This is a genomic window from Enhygromyxa salina (assembly GCF_002994615.1).
Taxonomy (GTDB): domain Bacteria; phylum Myxococcota_A; class Polyangia; order Nannocystales; family Nannocystaceae; genus Plesiocystis; species Plesiocystis salina_A.
Genome location: NZ_PVNK01000037.1, coordinates 1 through 25,672 on the forward strand (window position 1 = coordinate 1; position 25,672 = coordinate 25,672).

The 25,672-nt window shown below is 70.7% G+C and carries 20 protein-coding genes; 8 read left to right on the plus strand and 12 right to left on the minus strand.

Annotated features, from left to right (window positions below; all coding sequences use genetic code 11):
- Nucleotides 1-57 precede the first annotated feature (57 nt).
- Both ENSA5_RS03580 and radC read right to left on the minus strand, forming a co-directional pair.
- Nucleotides 58-1,083, minus strand: a complete 1,026-nt coding sequence (locus ENSA5_RS03580) for a hypothetical protein (RefSeq protein ID WP_106390144.1) — start codon at nucleotides 1,081-1,083, stop codon at nucleotides 58-60.
- A 150-nt stretch (nucleotides 1,084-1,233) separates the two neighbouring features.
- The gene (gene radC, locus ENSA5_RS03585) at nucleotides 1,234-1,971 is read right to left on the minus strand and encodes a RadC family protein (RefSeq protein WP_181197333.1); all 738 of its coding nucleotides are present in this window, start codon (nucleotides 1,969-1,971) and stop codon (nucleotides 1,234-1,236) included.
- A gap of 438 nt (nucleotides 1,972-2,409) precedes the next feature.
- Between radC and ENSA5_RS03590 the strand changes: the two genes are divergently transcribed.
- The 5 genes from ENSA5_RS03590 to ENSA5_RS03605 all read left to right on the plus strand — a co-directional run bounded on the left by ENSA5_RS03590 (nucleotide 2,410) and on the right by ENSA5_RS03605 (nucleotide 5,752).
- Entirely contained in the window at nucleotides 2,410-2,637 is a 228-nt protein-coding gene (locus tag ENSA5_RS03590) for a Panacea domain-containing protein (RefSeq protein WP_146155287.1), read from the plus strand.
- 476 nt (nucleotides 2,638-3,113) lie between these two features.
- A complete protein-coding gene (locus ENSA5_RS36960) occupies nucleotides 3,114-3,353 on the plus strand; it encodes a hypothetical protein (protein WP_181197334.1) in 240 nt (79 codons plus the stop codon).
- Nucleotides 3,350-3,982 (plus strand): bifunctional 4-hydroxy-2-oxoglutarate aldolase/2-dehydro-3-deoxy-phosphogluconate aldolase, encoded by a 633-nt coding sequence (locus ENSA5_RS03595; protein WP_181197335.1) that lies wholly within the window; start codon nucleotides 3,350-3,352, stop codon nucleotides 3,980-3,982. The genes ENSA5_RS36960 and ENSA5_RS03595 overlap by 4 nt, the downstream gene beginning before the upstream one ends.
- A 259-nt stretch (nucleotides 3,983-4,241) precedes the next feature.
- A complete protein-coding gene (locus ENSA5_RS03600) occupies nucleotides 4,242-4,496 on the plus strand; it encodes a hypothetical protein (RefSeq protein WP_146155288.1) in 255 nt (84 codons plus the stop codon).
- Nucleotides 4,497-4,801: 305 nt separating this feature from the next.
- On the plus strand, nucleotides 4,802-5,752 hold the full coding sequence (locus ENSA5_RS03605; RefSeq protein WP_106390149.1) for a trypsin-like peptidase domain-containing protein: 951 nt from the start codon (nucleotides 4,802-4,804) through the stop codon (nucleotides 5,750-5,752).
- Nucleotides 5,753-5,767: 15 nt separating this feature from the next.
- Here the strand turns inward: ENSA5_RS03605 and ENSA5_RS03610 are convergent, their stop codons facing one another.
- From ENSA5_RS03610 to ENSA5_RS03620, 3 genes are all read right to left on the minus strand, one after another.
- Nucleotides 5,768-7,876 carry a M1 family metallopeptidase gene (locus tag ENSA5_RS03610; RefSeq protein ID WP_219906724.1) on the minus strand — a complete coding sequence of 703 codons (2,109 nt, stop codon included), beginning with the start codon at nucleotides 7,874-7,876 and terminating at the stop codon, nucleotides 5,768-5,770.
- A 118-nt stretch (nucleotides 7,877-7,994) separates the two neighbouring features.
- Complete coding sequence (locus tag ENSA5_RS03615) at nucleotides 7,995-8,315, minus strand: hypothetical protein (protein WP_146155290.1); 321 nt, start codon at nucleotides 8,313-8,315, stop codon at nucleotides 7,995-7,997.
- A 21-nt stretch (nucleotides 8,316-8,336) separates the two neighbouring features.
- Nucleotides 8,337-8,891, minus strand: coding sequence for a hypothetical protein (locus ENSA5_RS03620; RefSeq protein ID WP_106390151.1), 555 nt, complete (start codon nucleotides 8,889-8,891; stop codon nucleotides 8,337-8,339).
- A gap of 336 nt (nucleotides 8,892-9,227) precedes the next feature.
- Between ENSA5_RS03620 and ENSA5_RS03625 the strand changes: the two genes are divergently transcribed.
- Together ENSA5_RS03625 and ENSA5_RS03630 are read left to right on the plus strand one after the other, a co-directional pair.
- Nucleotides 9,228-11,216 carry a serine/threonine-protein kinase gene (locus tag ENSA5_RS03625; protein ID WP_181197336.1) on the plus strand — a complete coding sequence of 663 codons (1,989 nt, stop codon included), beginning with the start codon at nucleotides 9,228-9,230 and terminating at the stop codon, nucleotides 11,214-11,216.
- A gap of 105 nt (nucleotides 11,217-11,321) precedes the next feature.
- The gene (locus ENSA5_RS03630) at nucleotides 11,322-11,876 is read left to right on the plus strand and encodes a hypothetical protein (RefSeq protein WP_106390153.1); all 555 of its coding nucleotides are present in this window, start codon (nucleotides 11,322-11,324) and stop codon (nucleotides 11,874-11,876) included.
- A 12-nt stretch (nucleotides 11,877-11,888) separates the two neighbouring features.
- On the opposite strand, the gene ENSA5_RS03635 is transcribed toward ENSA5_RS03630, so the two are convergent.
- The 5 genes from ENSA5_RS03635 to ENSA5_RS36965 all read right to left on the minus strand — a co-directional run bounded on the left by ENSA5_RS03635 (nucleotide 11,889) and on the right by ENSA5_RS36965 (nucleotide 20,260).
- On the minus strand, nucleotides 11,889-13,484 hold the full coding sequence (locus tag ENSA5_RS03635; protein ID WP_106390154.1) for an RCC1 domain-containing protein: 1,596 nt from the start codon (nucleotides 13,482-13,484) through the stop codon (nucleotides 11,889-11,891).
- A 50-nt stretch (nucleotides 13,485-13,534) separates the two neighbouring features.
- The gene (locus ENSA5_RS03640; protein WP_181197337.1) at nucleotides 13,535-15,118 is read right to left on the minus strand and encodes an RCC1 domain-containing protein; all 1,584 of its coding nucleotides are present in this window, start codon (nucleotides 15,116-15,118) and stop codon (nucleotides 13,535-13,537) included.
- Nucleotides 15,119-15,384: 266 nt separating this feature from the next.
- On the minus strand, nucleotides 15,385-16,956 hold the full coding sequence (locus ENSA5_RS03650) for an RCC1 domain-containing protein (protein ID WP_258182723.1): 1,572 nt from the start codon (nucleotides 16,954-16,956) through the stop codon (nucleotides 15,385-15,387).
- A 119-nt stretch (nucleotides 16,957-17,075) separates the two neighbouring features.
- The gene (locus ENSA5_RS03660) at nucleotides 17,076-17,765 is read right to left on the minus strand and encodes a hypothetical protein (protein ID WP_106390158.1); all 690 of its coding nucleotides are present in this window, start codon (nucleotides 17,763-17,765) and stop codon (nucleotides 17,076-17,078) included.
- On the minus strand, nucleotides 17,762-20,260 hold the full coding sequence (locus ENSA5_RS36965; RefSeq protein WP_181197339.1) for a hypothetical protein: 2,499 nt from the start codon (nucleotides 20,258-20,260) through the stop codon (nucleotides 17,762-17,764). Before ENSA5_RS36965 ends, ENSA5_RS03660 begins: the two co-directional genes overlap by 4 nt.
- 52 nt (nucleotides 20,261-20,312) lie before the next feature.
- Between ENSA5_RS36965 and ENSA5_RS03680 the strand changes: the two genes are divergently transcribed.
- Nucleotides 20,313-22,706, plus strand: a complete 2,394-nt coding sequence (locus tag ENSA5_RS03680; RefSeq protein WP_106390162.1) for an ATP-dependent helicase — start codon at nucleotides 20,313-20,315, stop codon at nucleotides 22,704-22,706.
- Between the two features lie 12 nt (nucleotides 22,707-22,718).
- Here the strand turns inward: ENSA5_RS03680 and ENSA5_RS03685 are convergent, their stop codons facing one another.
- On the minus strand, nucleotides 22,719-24,119 hold the full coding sequence (locus ENSA5_RS03685; RefSeq protein ID WP_106390163.1) for a tetratricopeptide repeat protein: 1,401 nt from the start codon (nucleotides 24,117-24,119) through the stop codon (nucleotides 22,719-22,721).
- Nucleotides 24,120-24,266: 147 nt separating this feature from the next.
- Nucleotides 24,267-25,499, minus strand: coding sequence for a hypothetical protein (locus tag ENSA5_RS03690; protein WP_106390164.1), 1,233 nt, complete (start codon nucleotides 25,497-25,499; stop codon nucleotides 24,267-24,269).
- Between the last annotated feature and the right edge of the window lie 173 nt (nucleotides 25,500-25,672).

Here is a 25,672-nt window from a genome sequence, read left to right on the forward strand (position 1 = left end):
GCAGCCCGGGCTGCTAGCCCCCGGGACGAGCAAGGAGCGCCCGGCCGCCTGCGGGGGTCAAGGAAGCTCGACGACGCAGGTGTCGGGCTCGCCGAAGTTGTAGCCGGGGACCTCGTTGGCGTAGAGCTCGGACAGCGCCCGGTAGGTCAAGTCGCCCGCGCTGTCGAAGCACTCGTCGAGGCTCAGATCTCCGTGCAACATGTCGCCGACGCCCTCGACCTCGGTGATCGTGCCGTAGGCGCGGCCCTCGTTGGTCGGGGTCCAGACCATGTCGAGCTCCATGCGCTCTTGCTCCGGGCCGCTCCAGCCGTAGGGCCAGGTGTCCCACTCGCCCATCAGCGCGAGGTGGAAGCTGCCCGCGCCGTCGCCGGCCCTGTGATACTCGTAGGTCTCGTCGCTCTCGAAGTGGTCGTCGTCGAGGTAGCCCGTGCGCTCGGCGACGAACTCGTCGAAGTCGATGTTGATGGTCTTCTCGCCGCTTGCGACGTCGCGCTCGAAGTCGATGTTGATGTCGCCCCCGTAGCTCCACAGCAAGGTCCTGTCGAGGTCGGGGTACATCTCGATCGTGTCGAAGTCGATGTGCATGGTGCCCGAGCGGATGTCGTCCTCGACGCTCAGGTTGCCCTCGGTCATGAGCACGAACTCGTCTGTGTCGGTGGTCCCGCGCGGCGCGAGCAGAAATTCGAAGCTGGTGTCGAGGTCGGTGCCGTTGATGCGCACGAGCCACGCGACGTCGCGGCCGTCGTGGTCGTCGAAGGGGCCGTAGATGCGCCAGGTCCCGTCAAGGTCGCTCTCGCGGTGGTTGTTGAGGAACTCGACGACGTAGCCGGTCGTCTCGACCGCGGTCGTGACCCAGCCGTTGACGTCGCTCGCTGTCTGGTTGATCAGCCACCAGGCGTCGCCCTTGGCACCGTCGGCGCGGAAGCCATCCGAGGGGATCTCGAGGCTGACGTCTTCGGCCTCGAGGAACACGCCGTCGTAGCCGCCGAACAGGCAGCCGCTGGTGGGCGCGATCGCGGTGAGCAGCAAGCCGGCGCCGAGGCCAGCGCGGAGGACGGTGAGGGGCGATGTCTTGCGAGCCATGTGTGGGTGCCTTACGAGAACCGAGCCAGGGCACCTTGCCATGAAATTGTCAATGAAAACAGCTTCTTATGAGGCTCGCGGGCGATCGCGCGCTGTCGCATCTCAGCAAGCGTCGCGCTTCGCAACGTGGTCGGCTACCACGCTGCTCGCTCACATGTCGTCGTCTTGGAGGGCCTCGAGCTCATCGGGCAGGAGCCCGAGCTCGGCCAGCGAGACGAAGCCACTGTCGCTGATGACGATGTGATCGATGACCGGGATCCCGACGAACAGGCCGACCCGGACCATGCGCTCGGTCAGGACCACGTCGGCCTCGCTCGGTGTCGCGTCGCCGCTGGGGTGGTTGTGGGCGATCAGGCAGCTGTGCATGCCGGCCCGAAGCAGGGGGCGGAAGACCTCGCGCGGGTGGACCTCGACCCGGCTGAGGGTCCCGACGCCGACGGTCCGAACCATGCGGACGCGCTGGCGGGCGTCGAGCCCGATGACGACGAAGTGCTCTTGCGCGGCGCCATGCAGGAGCGAGCGCAAGAACGCCTCGGCGTCGCGCGGGCTCTGGAGCTGGCGATCCCAGGGCAGCTCGATGCGGTCGATGCGGCGCTTGAGCTCGACGGCGGCCGCGAGCGCGGTCGCCGTCGCGTCACCGATCCCGGCGATCTCGCGCAGCTCGTGGGCGCACGCGCGCGACAGCCCGGCGAGGCCCCCGACGGCCTCGAGCACCGACTGCGCGCGCTGCAAGGAGCGCCCGCCGCCGAGCAGCAGCGCGATGATCTCGACGTCGGCGAGCGCCGCGGGTCCGAACAGGAGCATGCGCTCGCGGGGACGCTCGCTCGTGGGGCGTGGTTCGGGCTTGGCCGCGCCGTTGGGCGGAGGCGAGACGAGTTCGAGGTGCATGGTCCCGGGACATTCGAAGCGCGTGCCATCGCACAGCGTTGTGATCTCGCTGACTTGGGCGGGGGCGCGTCGGCGGAGGTGGCCCGTCAGCGGGCCACTGGCCCGCTGGCGGGCCAGCCGCTGACCGGGCCTTCCGGGTCTCGGTTTTGACTCGCAGGACGAGATGACGACGAGCGCCCACATCTTGCGAGGCGGCCTGACCTGGATCACTTCGAGCCGCGCGACCACTACACCTACAGACCCAGGACCGCTTGTGGAGTCAGCGAGCCGTCAAACTGGCGGCAGAACTGCATGATCCTCGAACGATCACGCACAGGATGGCCAGCGAAACGTTGTACAACGCCCGAGAACCCAGACCCCAGCTACCGACCAGCCTACTGGGTGTATGGACAGTGGGTCCGCGGCGTGTCAATCCAAGTTCAGCAGGGTCAGACTGCCGTGACTGACGCCAAAAAAGTCGATCTCCTCGTGACGTGCGCGGTCAGCGCTGCCGAGCTCCAGGAGTATCCCAACGACTGTCTGGGGCCGATCCACGTCCTCAAGTACATCTACCTTGCGGACCTGGCGCACGCAGAGCAGCATGGTGAGACGTTCACCGGGGCGAATTGGCAGTTCTACAATTTTGGCCCTTGGGGGCAGCTGCCGCTGCAGGTCTTGATATACTGAATTTTGAGGATAGGGCAGTTCGTAAATATGGGGCACATACGCCTTCATTGCTCGAAGCGGTCTATTTGACGAAGCCAATGCGAATGGCTGCACCGAATGAACAACTCGTTTTTCAGGCCAAACCACCAAAGCCAAAGGAACCTGCACCAGCCGCGGCCAAACTGTCAGTCAAGAGGCAGCGCAGGCGTCAAGAGAAACTCCTGAAGATGCGAGAAAAGGCTCGCACATGGTCTAAACAGGCCAAAAAGTCCAAGCCCTATACGCCGCCGCGCTACGATGAGGTCTTCGCTGAGGGGCTCGAGTGGCTTGAGCAGCAACTCCCTGATCCCGTCACTCTTGGGTCAGGTGGCTGCACGAGGGGGTGCCGCCAGATGACTCGTTGCTTCGGGAGCTGAGAGAAGATTTCAAGGAATTGGAGGCGTGACTGACATCGTCTGACCCGCGAACCGACGGGCGATGCCATGGCATCGCCCCGCATGTACAACAACCGCAATGTTGGCCGCTGGCTGTGCGATGTCCAGTTCGAACCACAGACCGCGCCCGAAGACCACTTCAGCCGGGTGACCACACCCGAGACCCGCAGCGACTTCAAGCACGAGCGGACCATGTCCGCGCGGGAGCTTGGCGAGGTGCGCTGGACGCCGATGGCCAGGCTCGGCCGACCCGTGAACAGGACACGCCACCATCCTCGCTCCCGATGCATACTCTCCGCGTGACCCCAGCCGAGTTTGTCGAACAGTTTGGGCGCGCGCGCGTGTCCGCGATCCTCCGCACCGACAGCCAGCGCAAGGCCGCCGAGGCCATGTCCGCGGCCCTGCGCGGGGGCATGAAGATCGTCGAGTTCACGCTCACGATCCCCGGCGCCTACGAGCTGATCGCCGAGTTCTCGGCCCGCGAGGGCGTGCTCGTCGGCGCCGGGACCGTGCTCGAGGTCGAGCAGGCCCGGCGCGCGGTCGAGGCCGGCGCGAGCTTTTTGGTCTCGCCGGTCGTCGACGAGGCGGTGATCGCCGCGGCCGCGGCCCTCGGCGTCGCGGCGATGCCCGGCACCCACACGCCAACCGAGATGTTTCGTGCCCACCGAGCCGGGGCGCAGCTGTGCAAGCTGTTCCCGGCCCCGGCTGGTGGACCCGCGTGGTTGCGCTCGGTGCTCGGGCCGCTGCCCTTCTTGAAGGTCGTGCCGACCAACGGGATCGACGTCGACAACCTGGATCAGTGGTTCGCGGCCGGGGCGTGGGCCGGAGGTTTCGTCGCTAGCCTGTTCGGAGCCGACGTCGACGCCGGCAATTGGAGCGCGATCGAGGCCCGCGCCCGAGCGATCGTCGAGCGGGCGGCTACGCCGACCTGAGCTCGGCTCCAGAGCCCACCGCGGAGAACAACAGTCTCGAGAGTGATCGAGTGGGCGCAAAATCAGGCGGCGGGCTCGGCGGCGGTCGGTCAAAAAAAGTGGAGCGATCGCCGCAGTCTGGTTTGGAGCCTCCGGAGGACCTTTGAATAGTGCATGCGATCACGGCAGCTGTGACCTCGACCCTCGGCGCTCTCGGCGTCAGCGGAGCGTGCGCAAATTGGTCGATCGGACAGTTCAAAGGTGCTATGGTCCGCCAACGATGGCTGCACATCACGAGCTGCCCCATGCCGAGTTGGAGTCGTTGCTCGACCAACCCGAGACATACACGCAGCTCCTCGGCGAGTACGCGGGCCCCATGTCGCTGGGTATCACGATCGACGAATTCACCGGAGAGCCGTGTCTGCTGCTGCGTGTGGCCGATGCGGGCGTCGTTCGCCGACGCGAGCTCGAGGTCGGCGGGCACATGGTTCGGGTCCTCGTGCGCCCGGGCTTCGTGGCACCGCGACCTGGTTGACATCGTCGGGTCCGCAGCGTCACCCGGCTGCGCGGCTGATAGCTTCGTCCGCTTTGTCTGAATGTAGGTAGTCGTAGTCGACGCTGACGAAAGACAACTCGAACGCATAGCGAACCATCTCGATTCCAGATCGAAGTGGCGCCGTCGCCGTCGGGGCGTACACGTGGCCTGGGGGCTGGTTGCAAACTACGCTGAATTATATGAGCCCGTCATACGCACGGGTCCATGGACAGCCCCCGGCAGTCGCGAGGCCCTTTGATGTATGTGCGCGTGAGCTCGAGCTCGCGACCGCCGAGTTGTTCGCGATGGACCCACAGATTGTGTCCGTCGGCATTGGTCGACTGCCGGGCGGCCACGGCTTTCGTGTCTTGCGTCATCGCCCGCCGGGGCTGCGCTCGCTGTGGCAGCTCGACGGCCAGCGGCTGGCGGCGGGCGTCCGCGGTGTGGCGGTCGAACTCCACGACATCGCGGGCCCGATCCGTCCCTTGCTCGAGCTGCCGGTCTCGAGCCTCAGCCCGAGCAGCAGCCTGGTCACGCGGGCCGAGCAGGGCCAGCAGCGGCCGCTGTGCGCGGGCCTTCAGGTCCAAAACTGGGACTGCGACCTGCGGCGGGGGGTGCTCGGGGCCGGGCGCATGGAGGTTGGGTCGCTGGGCATGTTGATCGGGCGCGGCGACGAGACGTTGATCGTGTCCAACAACCATGTGCTCGCCGGGCAAAACCGCGGCCAGATCGGTGATCGTGTCGCCCAGCCTGGCGGCGCGTCGCTGGCCACGGACGGCGTCATCGCCCACCTCGAGCGCTTCGTCGAGCTGCGGCCGAGCCCGCTCGGCGCGACGCCGGCTCGGGCCAACGTGGTCTGGAACCGGGTCGACGCGGCCGTGGCCCGGCTCGCGGCCGGGGTCGGCTGGCAGCCGGGCTACCTGCCGCACTACCAGCTCCCGCAGCTGCGTCGGCTGGCCAACCCGGTGATCGGCGAGGAGGTGTTCAAGGTCGGGCGCACGACCGGGCTGCGCCGCGGACGGATCGTCAGCGTCGGAGATCGGCTCGGGCCGATCGGCTACTCGCTCGGCGCCTGCTGGTTCGAGGGCTCGTTCACGATCGAGGGCCTCGGCGGGCGGGCCTTCTCCGAGGGCGGGGACTCGGGCGCGGTCGTCGTGCGCAGCGACGGCGAGGTCGTCGGCTTGATCTACGCGGGCAACGGCGTCGAGACCTTCGCGTGCCCGATCACCGAGGTCCTGCGCGCGCTCGAGCTGTGATCGCCCGGCTCGGGCTCAGGGCGCGCGCAGGAGGCTGTCGAGGGTGTTGCGGCTGATCGCGTGGTAGCCCGGCCGAGCCTTCGCGTAGATCGCCTTGGCCTGCTCGCGGCCCTCGGGGGTCTCGGCCAGCGCGCGGTAGATCGGCGTGAGGAACTTGCGCCGCCCGACCTCGATCAAGAACTGCTCCATGCGCTCGTAGGCGGGCTCGTAGCGGTGGCGGGCGGCCATCTCGAGCCACTCGCCGAGGATCTCGGCGTTGGTCGACTTGGTCAGCGCGAAGGCCTTGTCGAGCTCGCCCATGCGCTCGGCGTCGGTCGTCTCGGGCAGCGAGCGCAGGAAGTGAAGCCAGTGCCACGGCGACCAGCCCTTGGTCCGCACGGCCTTGGCCTCGAGCTCTCCGCTGCCGAAGGCCCGGGCCTCGGCCTCGACCTGGTCGAGGGGCGCGGCCTCGGGCTCGGGCGCGTCGTCGGGCAGGCCGGCGCCGTCGACCCACGCGGCGAGGTCCGGGGTGGTGTGGCCTTCGAGCGGCGCCTGCTTGCCGACGAGCTCGACGCCGACGAAGTTGATGAAGTCCGCGGTCGCGACGCTGCCGAACGCGTGGGTCGCAAACCACTTGCGCAAGAACGCGTCGAAGACCTCGCGGCCGTAGGCGTGCTCGAGCGCGACGAGCAGCAGCGCGCCCTTCTCGTAGGGCACGCCCGAGAAGCTCTCGTCGGGGTCGACGCCGCGCAGATCCATGGCCAGGCGCTGAAAATGGGGCTTGTCGCCGAGCAGGGCCGGATCGGTCAATTCCTCGACGAGCTCGCGCTTGCCGATCACGGCCTCGATCGCGGCGCGCTCGGGGCCGTAGATCTGCTCGATGATGCGGCGCTCGAAGTAGACCGTGAAGCCCTCGTTGAGCCACAGATCGCCCCAGGTCTTGTTGGTCACGAGGTTGCCCGACCACGAGTGGGCGAGCTCGTGAGCGATGACCGAGACCAGCGAGCGGTCGCCGGCCAGCAGGGTCGGGGTCAGGAAGGTCAGGCGCGGGTTCTCCATCCCGCCAAAGGGAAACGCGGGCGGGAGCACGAGCACGTCGTAGCGGCCCCAGGCGTAGGCGCCGTAGAGCTGCTCGGCCTCACCGAGCATGTCCTCCATGTCGGCGAACTCGTCGGCGGCCGCGGCGGCGACGCTCGGGTCGGCCCACACGGCCGTGCGCGCGCCGACCTCGACGCGCTCGAGGTCGCCGACGGCGAGGGCCAGGAGGTAGGCCGGGACCCGCTGGGGCATCACGAAGCGAAACGCTCGGGTCTCGGGCTCGTCGGGGGCGGGGGCGGCGGCTCCGGCTTCGGCTCCGGCTTCGGGCGCCGCGGTGGCGTCGAGCTCGCCGAGCTGCTCGGCGGCCATGACCGCGGTGAAGCGCTTGGGCACGATGACCACGGCGTCCCAGGTCGCGCGGACGCCGGGGCTGTCCTGCGAGGGGATCCACGAGCGTCCGTGGATCGCCTGGGACTGGCTGTACAAGAAGGGCAGCTGCTTGCCGGCGGTCTGCTGGGGCTCGAGCCACTGGAGGCCGGTCGCGCCCGGGCGCGTGGCGTAGCTGAGCCGGACGGCGTTGGCCTCGGGCGGGAGCTCGACGATGATCGGCGCGCCGAAGCTCGGGTCGAGCTCGCCGACGCTCCATTTGGTCGGGGCCCAGCTCTCGGCGTTGCGCACGGCGTCGAGGCCCAGCTCGGGGGCTCCGTGGGGGCCAGGGGCGCCGTCGAGGGTCGTCGCGTAGGCGGCCTTGATGTCGAGGTCGCGGCTGTCGAGGATCAGCGGCGCGCTCGGGTCGGTGCGCTCGAGCAGCATGACCGCGTCCCCGGTCAGGGTCTCGGCGTCGAAGTCGACGACCCAGTTGAGCCCCACGTGGGTCACGCGGACCTGGTCCGGGCGGCTGTAGGAGTGCGGATCGGGGCCAGCGTCGAGGGAGGGGCCGCTGTCCTTCGCATCGGGGCTCGTGTCGGCGTCGGGGCGGTGCTTGTTCATGGTCTGATCCTCGCGGTGGGCGTCCGGGGAGGCCTTGCTCGGCTTGGGGTCGACCGTGCACGCAGACAGCGGCGCCGCGAGCACACACAGGAGGGTCGTTTGGCGAAGCGAGAGCACGCTGACTTATACCTGGCTTCAGCTGGGCCCCGCCGCAGCGCAACCAACGGCCCGTCCGGGGCCGGAAAGGGGGCGAAACCGGCGACGGTCCGGCTACGGTCCCGTGAGCAACCCAGCCTTACTCCTGCGCCGGGCGGCCGAAGAGCAGCTGCTCGAGCTCGTCGACGAAGCGGCGTCGCGCGGCCTCGTCGAACTCGGGCCACGCGCGCCCGGAGATGTGGGCGCACTCGTAGTCGAGGTGGTCGATCAGCAGCTGGCGGAGCTCGCTCTCGGTGATGATCCCATCTTCGAGGCAGGTCCAGGCCTGCTTGCGACCCCAGACCACGTAGTCGATGCGCTCGCTCAGCTCCGCCTCGGGGGGCTCGATGGCGTGGAGCTCGCGCGCGAGCTGGCGGGCGAACTCGAGCAAGCGCTCACGGTTTGGGGAAGGTCGGCGCACGTCGGCGAGACACATCTTCGCTCACAAATACTCGAACACCCAACGCATCGGCGCGCCGGGATCTTCGCTGAATTCGTCTTCGGCCCTGACCAGCTCCGAGCCGCTGAGCTCGGCGGCTTTGACGACCCAGCCCTTGACCGCGAGAAAGAGCACACGACTCGGTCGGGGGACCTCGGACAGCTCCAGCGTGACCCGCGACTTGTTGTCGGGATCGCGGGCGACGGTCATCACGCCGAAGTCGTACTGTGAGTGCCACGCCTTTGCGGCGCGGTTGATGAGGAAATTGAGGTTGCCGAAGCGGAAAAATACCCGGTAGATGCCCGTGAGGTTGTGCTCGCACGAGAACGAGCCCATCTCGAACACGAGCTGGAGGTCGCCGTTGCCGAGCACGCGGTCGATCGTCGTGCTGAGCTCGACGTAGACCTCGTAGGGATACCAGTTCGTCTCGAGCGGGCCCGACTCCATCAGCGCGCGGGCCTCGGGGCCGAGTTCGGCGAGCACCCGTTGGTAGGCGTCGTCGCCTCGCTTGCGCACGTACATGTAGCGCGAGCGGATGACGTGGCCGGTAACCTGCACGGGTCTACGCTAAGCCAAAATGGGGCCGCAAGGCCAGCATCATGTCGGGTCGAGGGGCCGCGAGAGGGGCTGGGAGCAGGGCTGGGAGCAGGGCGGCCGAGCGCAGCGAGTTGCTGCGCTCGGTTCGGCAGCGTCGGCCTAGCAGCCCGGGGTGCAATGCCTCGCGCCGCCTCGCTTGGCCTCTTCGCCGAGGGCTTTGTCGCCAAAACTTGCAGTACGCCCGGTACAGCGGCGTTTTGGCTTCGCGCCCTCGGCGAAGATTCCGGCGCGAGGCGACACGATGCATTGCACCCCGGGCTGCTAGAAGGCGGGCAGGCAGGCTGCTACCGTAGGCCCGTGCAGGCGCCGTCGTTTGCGCTGACGGATCCGGATGGCCGGCCGCTTCAGGGCTGGGAGGTGCTCGATGGCCCCTGGGACGTCGGCTCGGAGGAGCGTTGGCTGCTGCGCCTCGCCGATGGCCAGCTCGCCGTGCTCGGTCGCCTGTCCCCGGCGCTCGCGCGCGACGAGTCGGTCCGCCGTCGTTGGGTGCGCGACGTCGAGCGGCTGGTGGAGTGCGCGGCGCCCAGCGTCGCGGCGGTCCTGGCCACGGGCCCGCGCCCCGATCCGCGAGATCCCGCGGCCGCGCCCCCCTGGCGGCTGCGCGTCGAGCCCGAGGGCGAGCGGCTGTCGACCTGGCTCGAGCGCGCGCCGGTCCCGATCGACGAGCTCGCGCACCGCGGGGCCGCGCTGGCCGACGCGCTCCATGCCGTGCATCTGGGCGGCGCGGTGGTCCGCAACCTGCACCCGCGGGACCTGGTCTGGACGGTCGACGGACGGCTGATCCTGACCGACGTCGGCCTCGCGCGCGTCGACCTGCTGTCGAGTCACACGGCGTCGAGTCTCCTGGTCAGCGGCTCGGCCTACGCCGCGCCCGAGCAGCTGATGCGGACGGTCGTCGATCAGCGCGCGGACCTGTACTCGCTCGGGGTGATCTTGTGGCACGCGGCGACCGGGAGCCTGCCCTTTGGCGAGGGCCCCGCGCTGCTGCGTGAGCGCGTGGCGCTGCCCGCGATCACGACGCTGCGCCGCGACGCGCCGCCGATCCTCGACCTGCTCTTGCAGCGCTGCCTGGCCGAGCGGCCCGAGGATCGGCCCGAGAGCGCCGCGGAGGTCGCCTGGGTCTTGCGTGGGGGCGCGGGCGATGGCCTGGTCCGCGGCGGCCAGACCGTGTGCCAGCGCTGCGGGGCGGCCCTGCGCCTCGGCCAGCGTCTGTGCCTCGCCTGCGGTCGCCTCGGCGTCCGCTTCGTCCACGACAGCGGTCCGCGGACCTGGGGCGTCGAGCTGCGCACGCTCAGCGAGGACGCGGAGTCGTTGACCAAGCTGCGCGAGTTCATCGGGTCCGTGGCCGAGGGGACCGGGCGGGTCGACGAGTTCGTGATCGGCGACGTGACCCTCTACTCGGACCAGGAGCTGATCTCGCGCAAGCGGCTCCCGGCCCGGCTGTTCAACAACCTCGACGAGGACACGGCCAAGGAGCTGTGCGCGCGCCTGGTCGCCCTCGGCCTCGACGTGCGCCCGGTCCGTCCGATCCACACCGAGCGCTGGACCGCGGCCGTGTTCGGGGCCGCGCTGCTGACGATCGGCTCGGGCGTCGCGCTCGGGAGCCTGGGGGTGGCTGGGGGGGTGATCTTTGCGGGCGTCGTGGCGGGTATCGTCGCGACCGCGCTGATCGGCTCGCGGGCGAGCTCGGCCCTGGCCGCGCGGCGGGTTCGAGCGCTCTATCACCTCCGCCCCCAGCCCGCGGCGCTGCCGGCTTCGGATCCCCTCGTCGCCCGGCTCGCGGCGCTGCTCGACGGGACCTCGGCCGGTCCGACGCCGGCCGACGTCCGCGCGCAGCTCGGCGAGCTCGCGCTCCTGGTCCAGCGCCTCGTCGATCGCCGCGCCGAGCTCACGGGTCTCCACGAGGGCCGCGAGCTCGAGCTGCTCACCGCCCCGGTCGAGCCGCTGATTAGCGAGCTCGAGGCCCGGGTCCGCGAGCTCGCTCGCTGTGACCGCGAGCTCGGCGAGCTCGACGAGGCGACCATGGTCCGCGCGCTCGCGGCCGTCGACGCCCGCGCGGGTGACCCTGGCCCCCAGAGCCTCGAGCGCCAGCGCCTGCTCGACGGTCTCGACCGCCTCCGCAGCCTCGAGGATCGGCGGACGAGCACCTTTCACGGTCTGCTCGAGGCCTCGACCTTGCTGCGCCGGGCGATCGATCTTGGTCTCGGTGTCCACGACCCCGCCGCCGAGCAGCAGCGCCAGGTCCAGCTCGCGCTCGCGGCTCTGGGGGGGACAGCGGGTGACTGACCCTGGCCGCGGCGCCTCGACGAGATGTGCGCGGATCTGTTCGGGCTCGCAAGTGAGCTCCCGCTCGACCCGTTTTTCTAGTAGGTTCGAGGTCCGAGGAGCGCCATGTCCGAGACCGCCGTTCGCGTCGACCTTCGCCAAGCCACCCTGTCCGAGTCCGCGCAGCTGCGCGAGGCCGACGACAGCGTATTTTTGTCCCTCGACCAGCCGCCGCCGGTCCGCAGCTTGCTGCGGATCTCCGACGGGGACCGGCAGCGGGCGTTCGAGGTCGGGCGGGTGATCGAGGTCGTCGGCGACGGTGAGCCCGAGCGCGGCTGCTACGGCGCCTTCGTCGAGCTCGAGCGCCTCGAAGACCAGGTCAAGGTCGGCTCGGAGCACCTCCAGCCCGGGATCAGCGGCAGCGGCGTGCCTTCGCCCGTGGTGATCATGAGCACCGCCGAGATGATGCTCGGCGAGGCCGGCAGCGACGAAGACGAGGCTGCCGCGGCGGCCGACGAGGCTGAGAGCAGCTCGGACGAGGGCGAGAGCTCGGACGAGGCCGAAGGCGAGAGCAGCTCGGACGAGGGCAGCTCGGACGAGGGCGGTGAGGGCAGCTCGGACGAGGGCGACTCGGGCGACGCCGAGGGCGACTCAGGCGACGCCGAGGGCGAGTCCGCCTAGCACCCCGGGCTGCTAGAACACCGAGACGGGGTTGACCTCGGATGGCGTCTCGTTGTCGCCGACCGTGACCGAGCTCCCGAGCCCGAGCTGGCTGTAGTTGTTCTGGCCCCAGCAGCGGACCTCGGCCTCGCTCGTGAGCGCGCAGGTGTGGTTGCTGCCCGCGCTGAGCTGGATCGCAACCCCACCGAGCTGGACTGGCCCGGCGACCACGGGCAGCTCGTCGTCACCGATGTTCTCGGTGTTGCCGAGCCCGAGCTGGCCGACCGAGTTGTCGCCCCAGCACAGGACCTCGTTGTCGTCGCGCCGCGCGCAGGTGTGGTTGGTCCCGCACACGACCTCGACCGCGGGGCCGCCGATGTCGACGGGCACGCGGGATGAGGGCAGGTCGTCGTCGCCGACGTTGTTGAGGTCGCCGTAGCCGAGCTGGCCCAAGTCGTTCGCGCCCCAGCACATCAGCTCGCCGCCGCCGAGCAGCGCGCAGCCATGGTTGCCGCCGAGCGAGACCGAGACGACCTCGGTGTTGGCCGGCAGCGCGGGCGGGATGATCTGGACGAGCCCGACGCTGTCGGGCAGCTCGTCGTCGCCGATGTTGTCGAGGTTGCCGTAGCCGAGCTGGCCGCTGTCGTTGAGGCCCCAGCAGCGGACGCCGCCATCGACGAAGTTGACGCAGCTGTGCCAGATGCCGATCGCGAGCCTCGAGGTCACCCCGCCGACGCTGACGGACTCCCCGGGCAGCAGCATCTCGAGCACGGGGACCATGTCCATGGTGTTGCCGTAGCCGAGCTGGCCGTGGTCGTTGGCGCCCCAGCAACGAAGCTCGCCGTTGCCGACGCGGGCGCAGGTGTGGCGCCTGCCGGCCTTGACCTCGATGACCGGCGGCACGCTCACGGGCGCGAGGTTCTCGATCGACTCGTCGTCGCCGATGTTGTTGGTCGTGCCGTTGCCGAGCTGGCCGCGACCGTTGAGGCCCCAGCAGCGGAGGCCGCCGTCTTCGAGGATCGCGCAGCTGTGCTGGCTGCCGAGCTCGAGCTCGACGACCGAGAGCGCGAGCGGGACCGGGCCGACGTCGCTGGGTAGCTCGTCGTCGCCGACACGGTTGGGGTTGCCATAGCCGAGCTGGCCGTACTCGCCGCGGCCCCAGCACACGATCGCGCCGCCGTCGATCAGCGCGCAGGTGTGGTGCTGACCGGCCTCGACCCGGGCGACCCTCGTGAAGGTGCAGTCGTTGTCGCAGCCGTCGCCGTCGATCTCGTTGCCGTCTTCGCACTCCTCGTTGCCCTGGACCTCGCCGTCGCCGCAGTTGGTCTCCTGGCAGGTCCCGTCGACGCAGGCCAGGCCGGCGTTGCAGGTGTCGCCGTCGCACGTGCAGCCGGGGTCGCCGCAGGCGGGGTCACCGTCGCCGTCGCCGTCGCCTGTGTCGCCGTCACCCGTGTCGCCGTCGCCTGTGTTGCCGTCGCCGTCGCCCATGGTCTCGCCGGTTGCCATGGTCTCGGAGCCCATGTCGTCGGCGGGGTTGTCACCGCCTCCGCAGCCGCTCAGGAGCAGCGCGGCGGTCAAGAGCGTGACGACGCGAGAGGACGCGGGGGCGGGGTGCAAGGAATTGGGCATGGCAAGGAGTCCAAGGTGCAAGAGCAGATGGGGCCGGGACCCTACAACAACTACAACAAGGGGATGCCGCCAACCTGGGCGGGGGTCTCGTCGTCGCCGCGCGCGAGGGTGTCGCCGTAGCCGAGCTGCCCGTAGTCGTTGAAGCCCCAGCAGACGATCTCGTGGCGGTCGACGACCGCGCAGGTGTGATAGTCGCCGGCGCTGATCCACGTGGCCGTGCCGCCGAGGTCGATGTTGCTGACGTCGGCCGGGACCTCGTCGTCGCCGATGTGGGCGATGTCGCCGCGCCCGAGCTGGCCGTAGAGGTTGCGGCCCCAGCACTTGACGCCGCCGTCGCTCATCAGCGCGCAGGTGTGCTGCTTGCCGAGGGTCAGGGCCTGGGCGTCGCCGCCGAGGTCGATCGGGAACAGGGTCGCGAGGGTCTCGTTGTCGCCGACGGTCGTCGTCGAGCCCTGGCCGAGCTGACCGTGGAAATTGTCGCCCCAGCACAGCAGGTCGCCGGTCTCGTAGAGCACGCAGCTGTGCTCGTCGCCGAGGGCGATCTGGGTGATGAGCGTGCCGTCGGGGATGCCCTGAGGCAGGATCGGGACCGGGACCACGGACGCGGGGGTCTCGTCGTCGCCGATGCTCTCGGTGTTGCCGTAGCCGAGCTGGCCGCGGTTGTTGAGGCCCCAGCAGCGGACCTTGCCGTCGTCGAGCAGCGCGCAGTTGTGGTTGGAGCCCGCAGCGATCGCGGTCGCGGTGCCGTCGAGGCTGAGATCGACGGTCAGCGGGATCGTCAGGTTGGTCACGTTGCCGTAGCCGAGCTGACCGCTGCTGTTGAGACCCCAGCAGCGCACGGTCCCGGACCCGACCAGCGCGCAGGTGTGGCTGCCGCCCGCGTGGACGCTGAGCACCTCGGCGTTGATGCTGACCGGGCTGACCGAGAAGGGGAACTCGTCGTCGCCGATGTCCTCGGCGTTGCCCTGGCCGAGCTGACCCAACTCGCCCTCGCCCCAGCAGCGCACGGTCTTGTCCTCGAGGAAGGCGCAGGAGTGCGCGCCGCCGACGCTGATCTCGACCGCCTTCTCACCGAGGACGACGTCGCCGGGGGTCGAGGCCGGCTCGTTGTCGCCGATGTTGTCGAGGTTGCCGTAGCCGAGCTGCCCGGTGTTGTTGAGCCCCCAGCAGCGGACCCGGCCAGACTCGATGAGCGCGCAGGTGTGGGAGGCGCCGGCCTCGACGGCGAGGAACTCCGTGTACGTGCAGTCGTTGTCGCAGCCGTCGCCCTCGAAGTCGTTGAGGTCGTCGCACTCTTCGGCCGGCGCCTCGGTGATCCCGTTGCCGCAGGTCGCCGACTCGCAGATACCCTCGATGCACGCGAGGCCCATGTCGCAGCTTCCGTCGGAGTCGTCGCACTCGCAGCCGATCGAGGTACAGGGCTCGTCGCCGTCGCCGTCGCCGTCGCCGTCGCCGGTGTCGCCGTCTCCGTCGCCGGTGTCGCCGTCTCCGTCGCCAGAGTCGCCATCGCCCATGGTCTCGTCGCTGGTTCCGAAGGTGCCCCCGATCTCTCCGCCCGCGCAGGCGAAGACGGAGCAGCAGGCCAGGGCGCCGACGCTGAGCAGGGTGGGACGAAGCGAATGGACGAAGGTCATGAAAGGCATGGCGATAAATCCGGCTGAATCGGCGATTCAGCCGCGGTAGTAGAGGCGCCAGTGTACCCGCGCGAGCGCGAGCGATCGACGCCTCGCAGCCACGCCGCCGTGATTATCCGATCAGATCACCGCGCGTTCATGAGCCCGGCGAACGACCGCCATCGTGAATCGCGCTCGCTTCGCCGGATGCGCCTGTGGGTTATCCGAGCTTCGTCGTGTTTCGGTGACCCCGTCCTTTTGGCCAGGGGTCATTTGCTGTCGGCGGTCTACAACAGCTGCACGGGCCCGGCCGAGATCAGCGACTCGTCGTCGCCGATGTCGTCGGTGTGGCCGTAGCCGAGCTGCCCGGACGAGTTGCGGCCCCAGCAGAACACCTCGTTGGTGTCGGCCATGATCGCGCAGGTGTGATCCCCGCCGCCGTCGATCTGCTTGATCGGGCCGCCGACCAGGAGCGGATCGAGCATGCTCGGGAGCTCGTCGTCGCCGATGTTCTCGTCGATCGCGGCCCCGAGCTGGCCGTAGTTGTTGGCGCCCCAGCACAGGGCGTCGCGGCTCTCGAACAGCGCGCACACGTGCGAGTCGCCGGTCGTGATCGCGATCGCCGGCTCGGGCAGCGAGATCGGCGGCCGGCTCGACGGGAGCTCGTTGTCGCCGATGTTCTCGGGGCTGCCCTGGCCGAGCGCGCCCGAGATGCCAGTGCCCCAGCACAGCACGTCGCCGGTCTCGAACAGCGCGCAGCTGAGGCTGAGCCCGAGCGCCAGCGCCTCGACCTTGGTCGCGGGGTCGAGGCCCATGGGCACGGACGGGACGGCGCCGACCTGCTGCGGCGTGTTCATGCTGCCGATGCTCGAGGTGTTGCCGTAGCCGAGCTGGCCGTTGAAGCCGCTGCCCCAGCAGCGCATCGTGCCGTTGGCCAGGATCGCGCAGCTGTGGTTGATGCCGGTGGCCAAAGCGACGACAGCGCCGCCGACGGGGACGTCCCCGGCGGACGCGGGATGCTCGTCGTCCCCGATGTTCTCGGAGTTGCCGTAGCCGAGCTGGCCGCTGGCGTTGGAGCCCCAGCAGCGCAGCTTGCCGTTGTCGAGGCGTGCGCAGGTGTGCGATCCGCCCGCGTCGACCTCGAGCGTGGCGCCGCCGACCACGATGTCGGCGATCGAGAGCGGGAACTCGTCGTCACCGATGTTCTCGGTGTTGCCGTAGCCGAGGCGTCCGTTGCCGCCCGTGCCCCAGCAGCGCACGGCCATGTCTTCCATGAGGATGCACGAGTGCGAGTCGCCCATGGTCAGCTCGACGCCGGGCTCGGGCAGCATCACGTCGCCCGCCTCGGCCGGGGTCTCGTCGTCGCCGATGTCGTCGGTGTGGCCGTAGCCGAGCTGCCCGGACGAATTGCGGCCCCAGCAGCGCACGCGGCCGCCCTCGATCAGCGCGCAGGTGTTCTGGTAGGAGGCGTCGATGTAGAGGATCTCGGTGAAGGTGCAGTCGTTGTCGCAGCCGTCGCCGTCGACCATGTTGTTGTCCTCGCACTGCTCCATCGGCTCGAGGTTGTCGTTGCCGCAGGTCGGCGCCGTGCAGGTGCCGTCGATGTTGCTGCAGTACAGGCCCGGGTCGCACTGAGCTTCCATCGAGGGGTCGCACATGCAGCCCTCCTCGCTGCAGTCGCCGTCGCCCGTGTCACCGTCGCCGTCGCCGTCGCCGGGGTCGCCGTCGCCGTCACCCGTGTCTCCGTCGCCGTCGCCGGTGTCGCCATCTCCGTCGCCGGTGTCGCCGTCGCCGTCGCCGCTCGTGTCAGTGCCGTCGGCCGCGGGGGCGCCGCTGTCGGGGTTGCAAGCCCCGAGCATGAGCACGGCGGCGCAAGACAAGCCTGCGAGGCCGAGATGATCAAGACAGCGGGTCGTCGAGCAAGGGCGAGTCATGGACCATGAGTACCATCGCCGCGCCGCGCGATCATCCAGACCACCTACTGCAGGACCCGCGCGAGCATCTCGGGTTCGACCTCCTGACGGTGGTCCGAGATCTTCAGCGTGAAGCTGCCGCCGTCCGACTCGGCGATCTCGATCCGGATCACCGCCCCTCCGACCTGGTCGAAGGTCAGGGTCACGCTGCGGATCAGCGCCCGCGCGGCCGAGTCGCGCGGGGGCATCAGGCTCAGCCGCGGCGTGCTCCCGCGGGGGACCTCGACCCGGGCGTCGGCGGTCAGGGCAGCGCCGTCTCCGGGCGCGAGGCAGGCCACGAGGTGGTCGGCGAGCCAGCGCAGGGCCGGGGCCTCGTCGCGTTGCGGCAGCGCGCGGCGGGGGAGCGAGGGATCGTTGGGCACGATCGCGACGGCGCCAGGCTCGATCCGCGTCGTCGAGCCGGTCACGCCGTCGTCGCGCAGGACCAGCGTTCCCGGGGCCACGAAGGCCAGCGAGCCCGACTCGACCAGCTCCTCGACCAGGAGCGGGGACGTGCGGGTTGAGGTGTAGCGCGCGAGCAGGTTGTGCGACTTGCTGGCGAAGGTTCGCCACAGCTCGAGGCGATTGGCGAGCCGTCGCGCGGCGCGGTCCACGGGCGCGGCGGGTGCGGCTCGCCCGGTCAGCGCGAGCGCGAGGATCCCGAGGCCCGCGGCCCCCGAGCTGATCAGCGCGCGGCGAGACAGCTTGGCGTTCACGAGCTCACCTCCGGCTTGGCAGGGCGTCGGAGCCTGGCGAAGAGCGAGGCCAGCCCCGGCGCGGCGAACAGCCCGAGCCCACACCCGAGCACGCCGCCGATCCCCACCGCCAGGCCGAGCTCACGCCACAGCGGCTGGGCCGAGCTCAGGAGCGCGGCGGCGGCGATGATCGGACAGGCCGCGCCGAGCAGCAGGGGGCGGGTCCCCGGGCCGGACTGGGTCCCGGACTCGGTCCCGGCCTGAGCCTCGGTCCGGGCCGCGATCCGACACGCGCGCGCCCCCGTCAGCCCCGCGCCCGCGCCGACGAGGACGAGCGCCGGGACCAGGTGGGGGCCGGTGCTTTGACCGAGAAGCGAGAGCCCGAGCAGGACCCCGCCCTCGCACGCGACCCCGACCAGCGCGGCCGCGAGCGCGATCCCGAGGCTGCCGGTCCCGAGCCAGACCAAAAAGGCCGTCAGCCACAGCCCGGCGACGACGACGACCCCGAGGCGCCGGTCGAATTCTCGCGCGTCGACCATCGCCGCGATCGCGGGCCCGCGCAGGCTCGGGAGCTCGGCCAGTTGCGCGGCCGACAGCGCCGCGCGGGGCAGCCCGTCGTGACCGCGGAGCTCGACGCGCGCGCGCAGCTCGACCTCCTCGCCCTCGCCGACGAGGTAGGCGCTGATCCACGGCCCGAGGGGACCGTCGAGGGCCGCCTGGGCGCTGGGCAGATCCTCGATGTCCGTGGCCCCGCGGACGAACTCGGCGAAGGCCTCGGCGCGCAGGCCCTGATCCACGAGCAGCTCGTGGAGCGCGGCCATCCGATCGTCGAGCTTCAGCTTGGCCAGGGCCTGCTTGCGGGCCTCGAGCTCGGCGCGGGGCAGGACGAAGCTCCCGGGGGTGTCCACGCGGCGGGCGGTGTCGGGCACGAGCACGGCCAGCTGCGCCGCGGTCTCGGCCGCCGCGTCGAGGGCCGCGGCCGCGGGCGTGTCGAAGCTCGTCTGCTCGTCGGGGGCTGCTGGAGTTGTCGACGCCGTGACGATCATCGTGGGATCGAAGAAGTGCTCGATCAGCTCGCGCTCGTGCGGATCGAGCTCGGTGACCGGGAGCCGGGCCGCCGAGCGGTAGGGCAGCTGCGGCGCCGCCCAGGCCCCGGCCGCGCTCAGCCCCACGCAGACCAGGACCGCGAGCGCGGCGATCGGCTTGGGACGGAGGCCTCGGCGCCGCCACTCGGAGTCCGCCGGGGAGCTCGGCAGCAGCTCGACCAGCGCGGGCACGACCAGGCGCATGATCAGCGCCGCGGCCAGGCAGGCCAGGGCCCACCACAGGGCCCAGCGCTGCCACAGCGGGTAGGGCGAGAGGGCCAGCGGAGCCAGGGCCCCGGCGACGACGAGGGTCCCGGCCCAGCCGCGGGCGCCGAGCTCGTGGACGCGCAAGCCCGCGTCGCAGCCGAAGCCGAGCACCAAAATGCTCAGCGCGACCGAGGGCAGCCCCAGCCCTCCGAGGCCCAGACCCCCGAGGCTCTCGAGCTCGAGACCGACGCCAGCCCAGGCCAGCCAGACCCAGACCGAGGCCAGACCCAGGCCCATGACCAGGACCGGGACCACGCGGCGCACGACGATCGACAGGGCCAGGATCAGCCCCGCGCAGCAGGCCACGATCGCCGTCGCCGCGTCGCGTCGGAGCTGGGTCGCGAGCGCGGCCTCACTCAGGCGAGGATCGATCAGCGCGACGCTGACCGGCAGGCCGTCGACGGCGGCCTCGAGCTCGGCGCGCAGCTCGTTGGCGGTCCGGTCTGAGCGCAGCGCGATCAGGGCTCGGTCCCCGCTGGCCGCGATCAGATCTCCGCTCGCGCTGACCTGCGGCCCGTGGCTGCCCGGGGCCTCGGCGACGTGCCCGAGCCGCCCGGCCTCGCCCTTGGCGAGCTCGTGAACGCCGAGGGGATCGCGGCGTGGCTGCTCGCCGGAGACCGAGAACAGCGGGCTCGTCAGCCGCGCGTCGAGGCCCTGGACCTCCGCGAGCATGCGCGCGTCGGACAGGCGCTCGGCGAGGGCGTCGTGGGTCTCGATCGGGAGCAGGTAGAGGGCGTGGGCGTCGAGCCAGCGGGTGATCTCGGTCCGCGGTGGGGCCAGCGGCACGCGCTCCTCGCCGAGCGCCTCTTCGATCGCAAAGGCGGCCTCGTCGAGGATCGTGCGCGGATCGCTGGGGTCGTCGTCGCCCGGACCGTCGGCCGATTCGAGGCCGTCGGGCAGCGCGCGCAGCAGGACCAGCGGCCGCCCCTCGCTCGCGCGGTGGACCTCCGGGACCAGCGAGTCGAGCGCGCCGGACCACAGCGACGACGCGCGGTCGAGCTGGATCAGCTGGACCAGGGCCACGAGCGTGACCAGGGCCCACACGCCCAAGATCACCAGCGCGAGCGGGCGCGGCAACGGACCGAGGCGAGCAGCCGCGCGGGGCTCGTCCGCGCGCGCGCGCGCGGTCGTCTGCCCCTTGGCTTCGCCTTGGCCCTCGCTCACGCGCCCGGACATTATCAGCTCGCGCGCGGGCTGCTGATATAACCGGCCGCGCATGACCGATGTCCTGCCTCTCAACCCCGCCCAGCGCGCCGGCGTCGACTACCGCGGCGGGCCGCTGCTGCTGCTCGCGGGCGCCGGGACCGGCAAGACCCGAGTCATCACCCACCGGGTGGCCGCGCTGATCGACGAGGGCGTGCCCGCGTGGCGGATCCTCGCCGTGACCTTCACCAACAAGGCCGCGAGCGAGATGCGCGAGCGGATCGCCGGCTTGCTCGGGCTCGAGCTCGACGAGCTCCGCCGCAGCGGCCCGTGGATCGGCACCTTCCACTCGATCTGCGCCAGGATCCTACGCCGCCACGGCGAGGCCGTTGGGCTCACCCGCAACTTTGCGATCTACGACGCCGACGATCAAAAGAAGCTGATGAACCGGGTCCTCAAGGCCCTCGACATCGACACCGTCGGGTTCTCGGCCCGCGCCGCCCTCGGCAAGATCGACAGCGCCAAGAACCTCGGCCGCGGGCGCGAGCGCCTGTCCGAGATGGGCTACGGCGAGCCGATCCACACCTGGACGGACCGGGCCTGGGCGCTCTACGAAGATCAGCTCCGGGCCGCCGACGCGGCCGACTTTGGCGATCTGCTCACGCTCGCCGTCAAGCTGCTGCGCGAGGCCGGGACCGGGCCGACACCGACGCCGGGCGCCGAGGCCGAGCGCGGTCCTCGGCGCACCGTCAAGCTCCACACCGACCGGGCCCCAGACCAAAACGCGGGCAAGTCGCGCGCCGTGGACCCGGTCCTCGGTCTTCGGCGGCGCTTCTTCCACGTCGTCGTCGACGAGTACCAGGACACCAACCCGGTCCAGGCCGAGCTCGTGGATCTGCTGTGCAGCGAGCACGCGCAGCTGTGCGTGGTCGGCGACGACGACCAGGCGATCTACGGCTGGCGCGGGGCCGACGTCGGCCAGATCCTCGGCTTCCCCGATCGCCACCGCGGCTGCGAGGTCATTCGGCTCGAGCAAAATTACCGCAGCACCGCGCTGATCCTCGACTGCGCCAACGCCGTCATCCGCCACGGCGCCCGGCGCCACGACAAGCAGCTGTGGAGCGAGCTCGGGCCCGGCGAGGCCGTCGAGCTCCACGGCTTCGCCGACGAGCGCGACGAGGCGCGCTTCGTCGCGCGCACGGTCCAGCGGGCGATCGACGAGGGCGAGAGCCCCTCGCAGATCGCGGTGTTCTATCGGACCCACGCCCAGTCGCGGCCCCTCGAAGAGGCCATGCGCATGTACGGGATCCGCTACCGGATGCTCGGCGGGATCCGCTTCTACGACCGCCGCGAGATCAAGGATCTCGTCAGCTACCTGCGCCTGCTGACCAACCCGGGCTCGGACCTCGACTGCCTCCGGGTTATCAACGTGCCCGCGCGGCGGATCGGGGCCAAGACCATCGAGCGCCTGTCGAGCTGGGCGGCGCGCAACCGCAGCTCGCTCTACGAGGCGACCGGCACCGCGTCGAAGCACGGCGCCGACGCGGGCCTCGGCAAGGCCGCGCAGCGGGCCGTGCGCGGGTTCTGGGAGCTGGTCGAAGAGCTCCGCGAGCTCGCCCAGGCCGACAAGCTGAGCCACGACCAGATCGCCGCGCTCGTCGTCGAGCGCTCGGCCTACGTCGAGTCGCTCGAGCAAGAGCCCGACGGCGACACGCGGATCGAGAACCTCAACGAGTTCATCGGCGCGCTCGAGCAGTTCGTGGCCGAGCAGCCCGAGGCCAGCCTCGCCGAGTACCTCGAGCAGATCTCGCTCGCGACCGACAGCGACGACCAGCGCGTCGACGAGGCGATCACCTTGATGACGATCCACTCGGCCAAGGGCCTCGAGTTCGATCGCGTGATCCTCACGGGCATGGAGGAGGGCGTGTTCCCCCACATCCGCGTGCTCAAGGGCGACGACCCGCTCGCGCTCGAAGAGGAGCGGAGGCTGGTCTACGTCGCCCTGACCCGGGCCCGGCGCAAGCTCGCGCTCAGCTACGTGCAGTCGCGCTTTTTGTGGGGCGACAGCCAGCAAAACGAGCCGTCTCAATTCCTGCGCCAGCTGCCCGAAGAGGCGATCACGCGCCACGGCCTCGCGACCGCCCGCCGTCGACGTCGCGCGCTCGAGTCCGCCCCGCGCAAGCGCGAGTCGCGGTGGGACGACGACATCGAGCTCGAGCCCGAGTTCTCGGGCACGACGGCGGTCGGGCGCGGCCGCGGCCGCTCTGGCGACGACGGCGGCCAGCCGAGCATCGACTACGACGCCGACGAGACCGTGCAGGTGTTTCGCGGCATGCAGGTCCGCCACGCGAAGTTCGGCGTCGGGACCGTGGTCTCGTGGAGCGGGACGGGGGCGCAGATGAAGCTGACCCTGAGCTTCGGGAGCGGCCGCAAGACGATCATGGCCCGCTTCTGCCAGCCGCTCTAGCAGCCCGGGGTGCTAGGGCGAAGCCTCGGCCAGGCGATCGAGGAAGGCCCGGGGGTCGGCCTTGTCCGGGATCGGCACCCAGGTCTCGTCGAACTCGATCCCGGCCGTGGCCGCGTGGCCGCGGGCGGAGTCGTAGTCGCCGAGCCGGACCTCGAGCGCGGCCGCGTAGAAGTAGCGCAGGCCCCGGCGGAAGGGGTCGGGCTCGAGCTCGATCTCGAACAGGAGCGCGTCGCGGGTGATCTGGGCCAGCTCGATCGTGCCAGCGTTGGCCACGATCACCAGCGACTCGAGATCGTCGACCATGGCCAGGGCCAGGACCTCGTCGAGCTCTTGCTCGCCGAGGGTCAGCTGACGGATCAGCTCCGTGAGTCGCTCGGCGGCCTCGATCGCGCCGTTGCGTTCACGCTCGAGCGCCGTCACGCCGAGCATCGCCCCAGTGTGATTGGGCAGGAGATCGAGCGCGAGGGTGAAGTGCTCCTCGGCCGCGTCGAGGCGCTTGGCCGAGAGCGCGATCTCACCGCGCAGCGCCGCGAGCTGGGCCCGCTGGGTCGGATCGCCGATCTCCTCGTAGCGCCCGGCCGCGTCCGCGGCCAGCTCCTCGGCCTCGTCGAGCTGGCCCTCCTCGTAGGCGATCGCCGCGAGGATGTAGGTGACCGAGGGATCGTCGAAGCCACCCTCGAGCGCCTGGTGCAGGAAGGGGCGGGCGGCCGCGCCCGAGTAGGCCTGGAGCTGGACGCTGGCCCACATGTACGCGAGGTCCGGGGTCAGGTGGGCCTCGGCGGCCAGGGCCGCGAGATCGCTGTTCATGATCGCCGAGGCCCGCTTGGCGACCTCGGGGTTGGGCGGGCACGAGGCCGCGAACCCGGTCACCCGGACCCGCGCGATCCGGGCCTGAGTTGCGAGGGCCGGCGAGCTCTTGCCGGCCTCGATCGCGGCGTCGAGGTTGGTCAGCAGGGCCTCGACCGCGAGGTCTCCGGGCGCGACCTTGGTCGCGGGGTCGTAGTCGACCGTGCGCGCGTGGGGCCCGGGCTCATCGGGCAGGCGCCAGGCCACGCCGCGGATGCAGGTCGTGAAGTACATCGAGGCGAGGTCGGCCCGCGCGACCGCGACCCAGTGCCGACCCGAGCCCGACGCCGCCGCGCTCAGGGCCTTGTCGGCGCTTTGGGCCTTGCCCTCGCGCAGGAGCTCGCGGGCCTCGTTCATGGCCGCGAGGGTCGACTGGTTGACGTGGGCCTTGGCGACGTCGATCAGCGGGCTGAGATCTTGCCACGCGGGCCAGCTGCCCATCGGGACCTCGGCTTGGCGGCCGAGCGTCCCTCGCACGCAGCCAGCGCTGCCGATCGCGCCGACGCTGGCGCAGGTGAGCAGCAGCGCGGTCAGCAGCTTGGCGGGCCAGGTCGGGAGCGCGGGCATCGAGGCGCGAGCCTACAATATTTGCCCCCCACGACCGGCCGGGGCGCTGCCACGCACGGCCGGTCGCTCGTTTCTCGCTCGGTGGGCTGGGATGAGCTTCGCGATCAGGGGCATGGGTCGCGCTTGGCGCGGGCTTCAGACGGACGCTCAAAACCCCCGCAGCGCCCGGCGTTGCTCGTCCAGCGTCAGCTTTGCCCCAACGTCGAGGAAGCTCGCGCGCTCGATCGCGGCGGCCCAGCTTCGCTTGGGCCAGCGCGCCGCCGTCAGGCCATGGATCAGCTTGAGCGTGCGAAACGCGTCAAAGGACTCGCGCAGGCGTCGCTCGAGCTGCGCCGCCCGGTAGCGATCGGTGAGCGCGCGTGCAGCCCCGAGCGCCTCGTGCAGTTGTGGGATGTCTTCGAACTCCTCGCACAGCTGCGCGAGCGCGCCGAGGCCCGCATCGACCTCGCCGCGGCCGATCGACCCGTGCGCGGCCAGGACCCGCGCCAGCGTCTCGAACACCCGGGGGTCGTACACACGCAGATCCTCGCCGGCGAGCAGGGCCTCGACCGCGGGCCCGGTGCCGAAGGGCGCCCGCGAAGATCGGCGCGAGCGGATCTCGACCGGCGCGCCGCCGACCGAGCGCACGGGCCCGAGCTTGGCGACCTTGTTGAGGAGATAAAAATCCTCGCCCGCCTTTCGTCGCGGGAACCCGCGGACCCCCGCGTAGGCCGAGCACGACACGCTGATCAAGCTCCCGATCGTGTGAAAGGCGTAGCCCGACCCGGCGAAGCGGAGCCCGGCGACGTAGTAGCGCAGGCTCAGCTCATAGCGAAGGGTGGCCTCGTGGGCGCGGGCGTCGTCGCCGGGCACGTGCCAAAAGGGCGCGACCACGGCCGCCGCGTCGAGCCCCGCGACGCGCTCGAAGTGCTCGGCGGGCAGCCGCGCGTCGGCGTCGGTCGAGTGGATCCACGGCCAGCGCAGCGCGCCGAGCTCGTGGAGCCGCAAGACCAGATCCGCGCCGATCTTGCGCGCGAGCCCGACCCCGTCCTCGGGCCCAAACGAGCGCTCCTCTCGGCAGCGATCGACCAGCAACACATCGAGGTCGCCGACGCGGTGCAGGCTCAGCCCTGCCGGGCCGCGCCAGCGCAGCGCTCGAGCCTCGACGCGCTCGAGCAGCTCCTCGCTCGCGTCGCAGCCCGCGGGGGCGTTGACAACCAGCACGCACAAGACCGAGCCCCGCCCGGCCGGCGCGGACGCAGCCTCGAGACACTCGACCCCTTCACGCCGGGCCGGAATGACCACCGCATGAGCCCAGGGACCAAGGCGACACAGCTGCTCGAGCTCGCCGCATCCGGCCTCTGCTTCCGCGTAGCGCCCGAGGTACTTCGTCACCGACACGTCGCTTCAGAGTCGAGCCCGCTCGCCCGCGTGTCCAGGCCGAAGACGATCTGGCTGAGACCTCGACCTCGCTCGCCCCACGCGCACCCCCCAGCTCGCAAGACAACCCCAAGTCGCGCCGCGATCTCCGAGGGCTTCGCGGAGCGCGACGACGCCAACGTGGACGACGACGA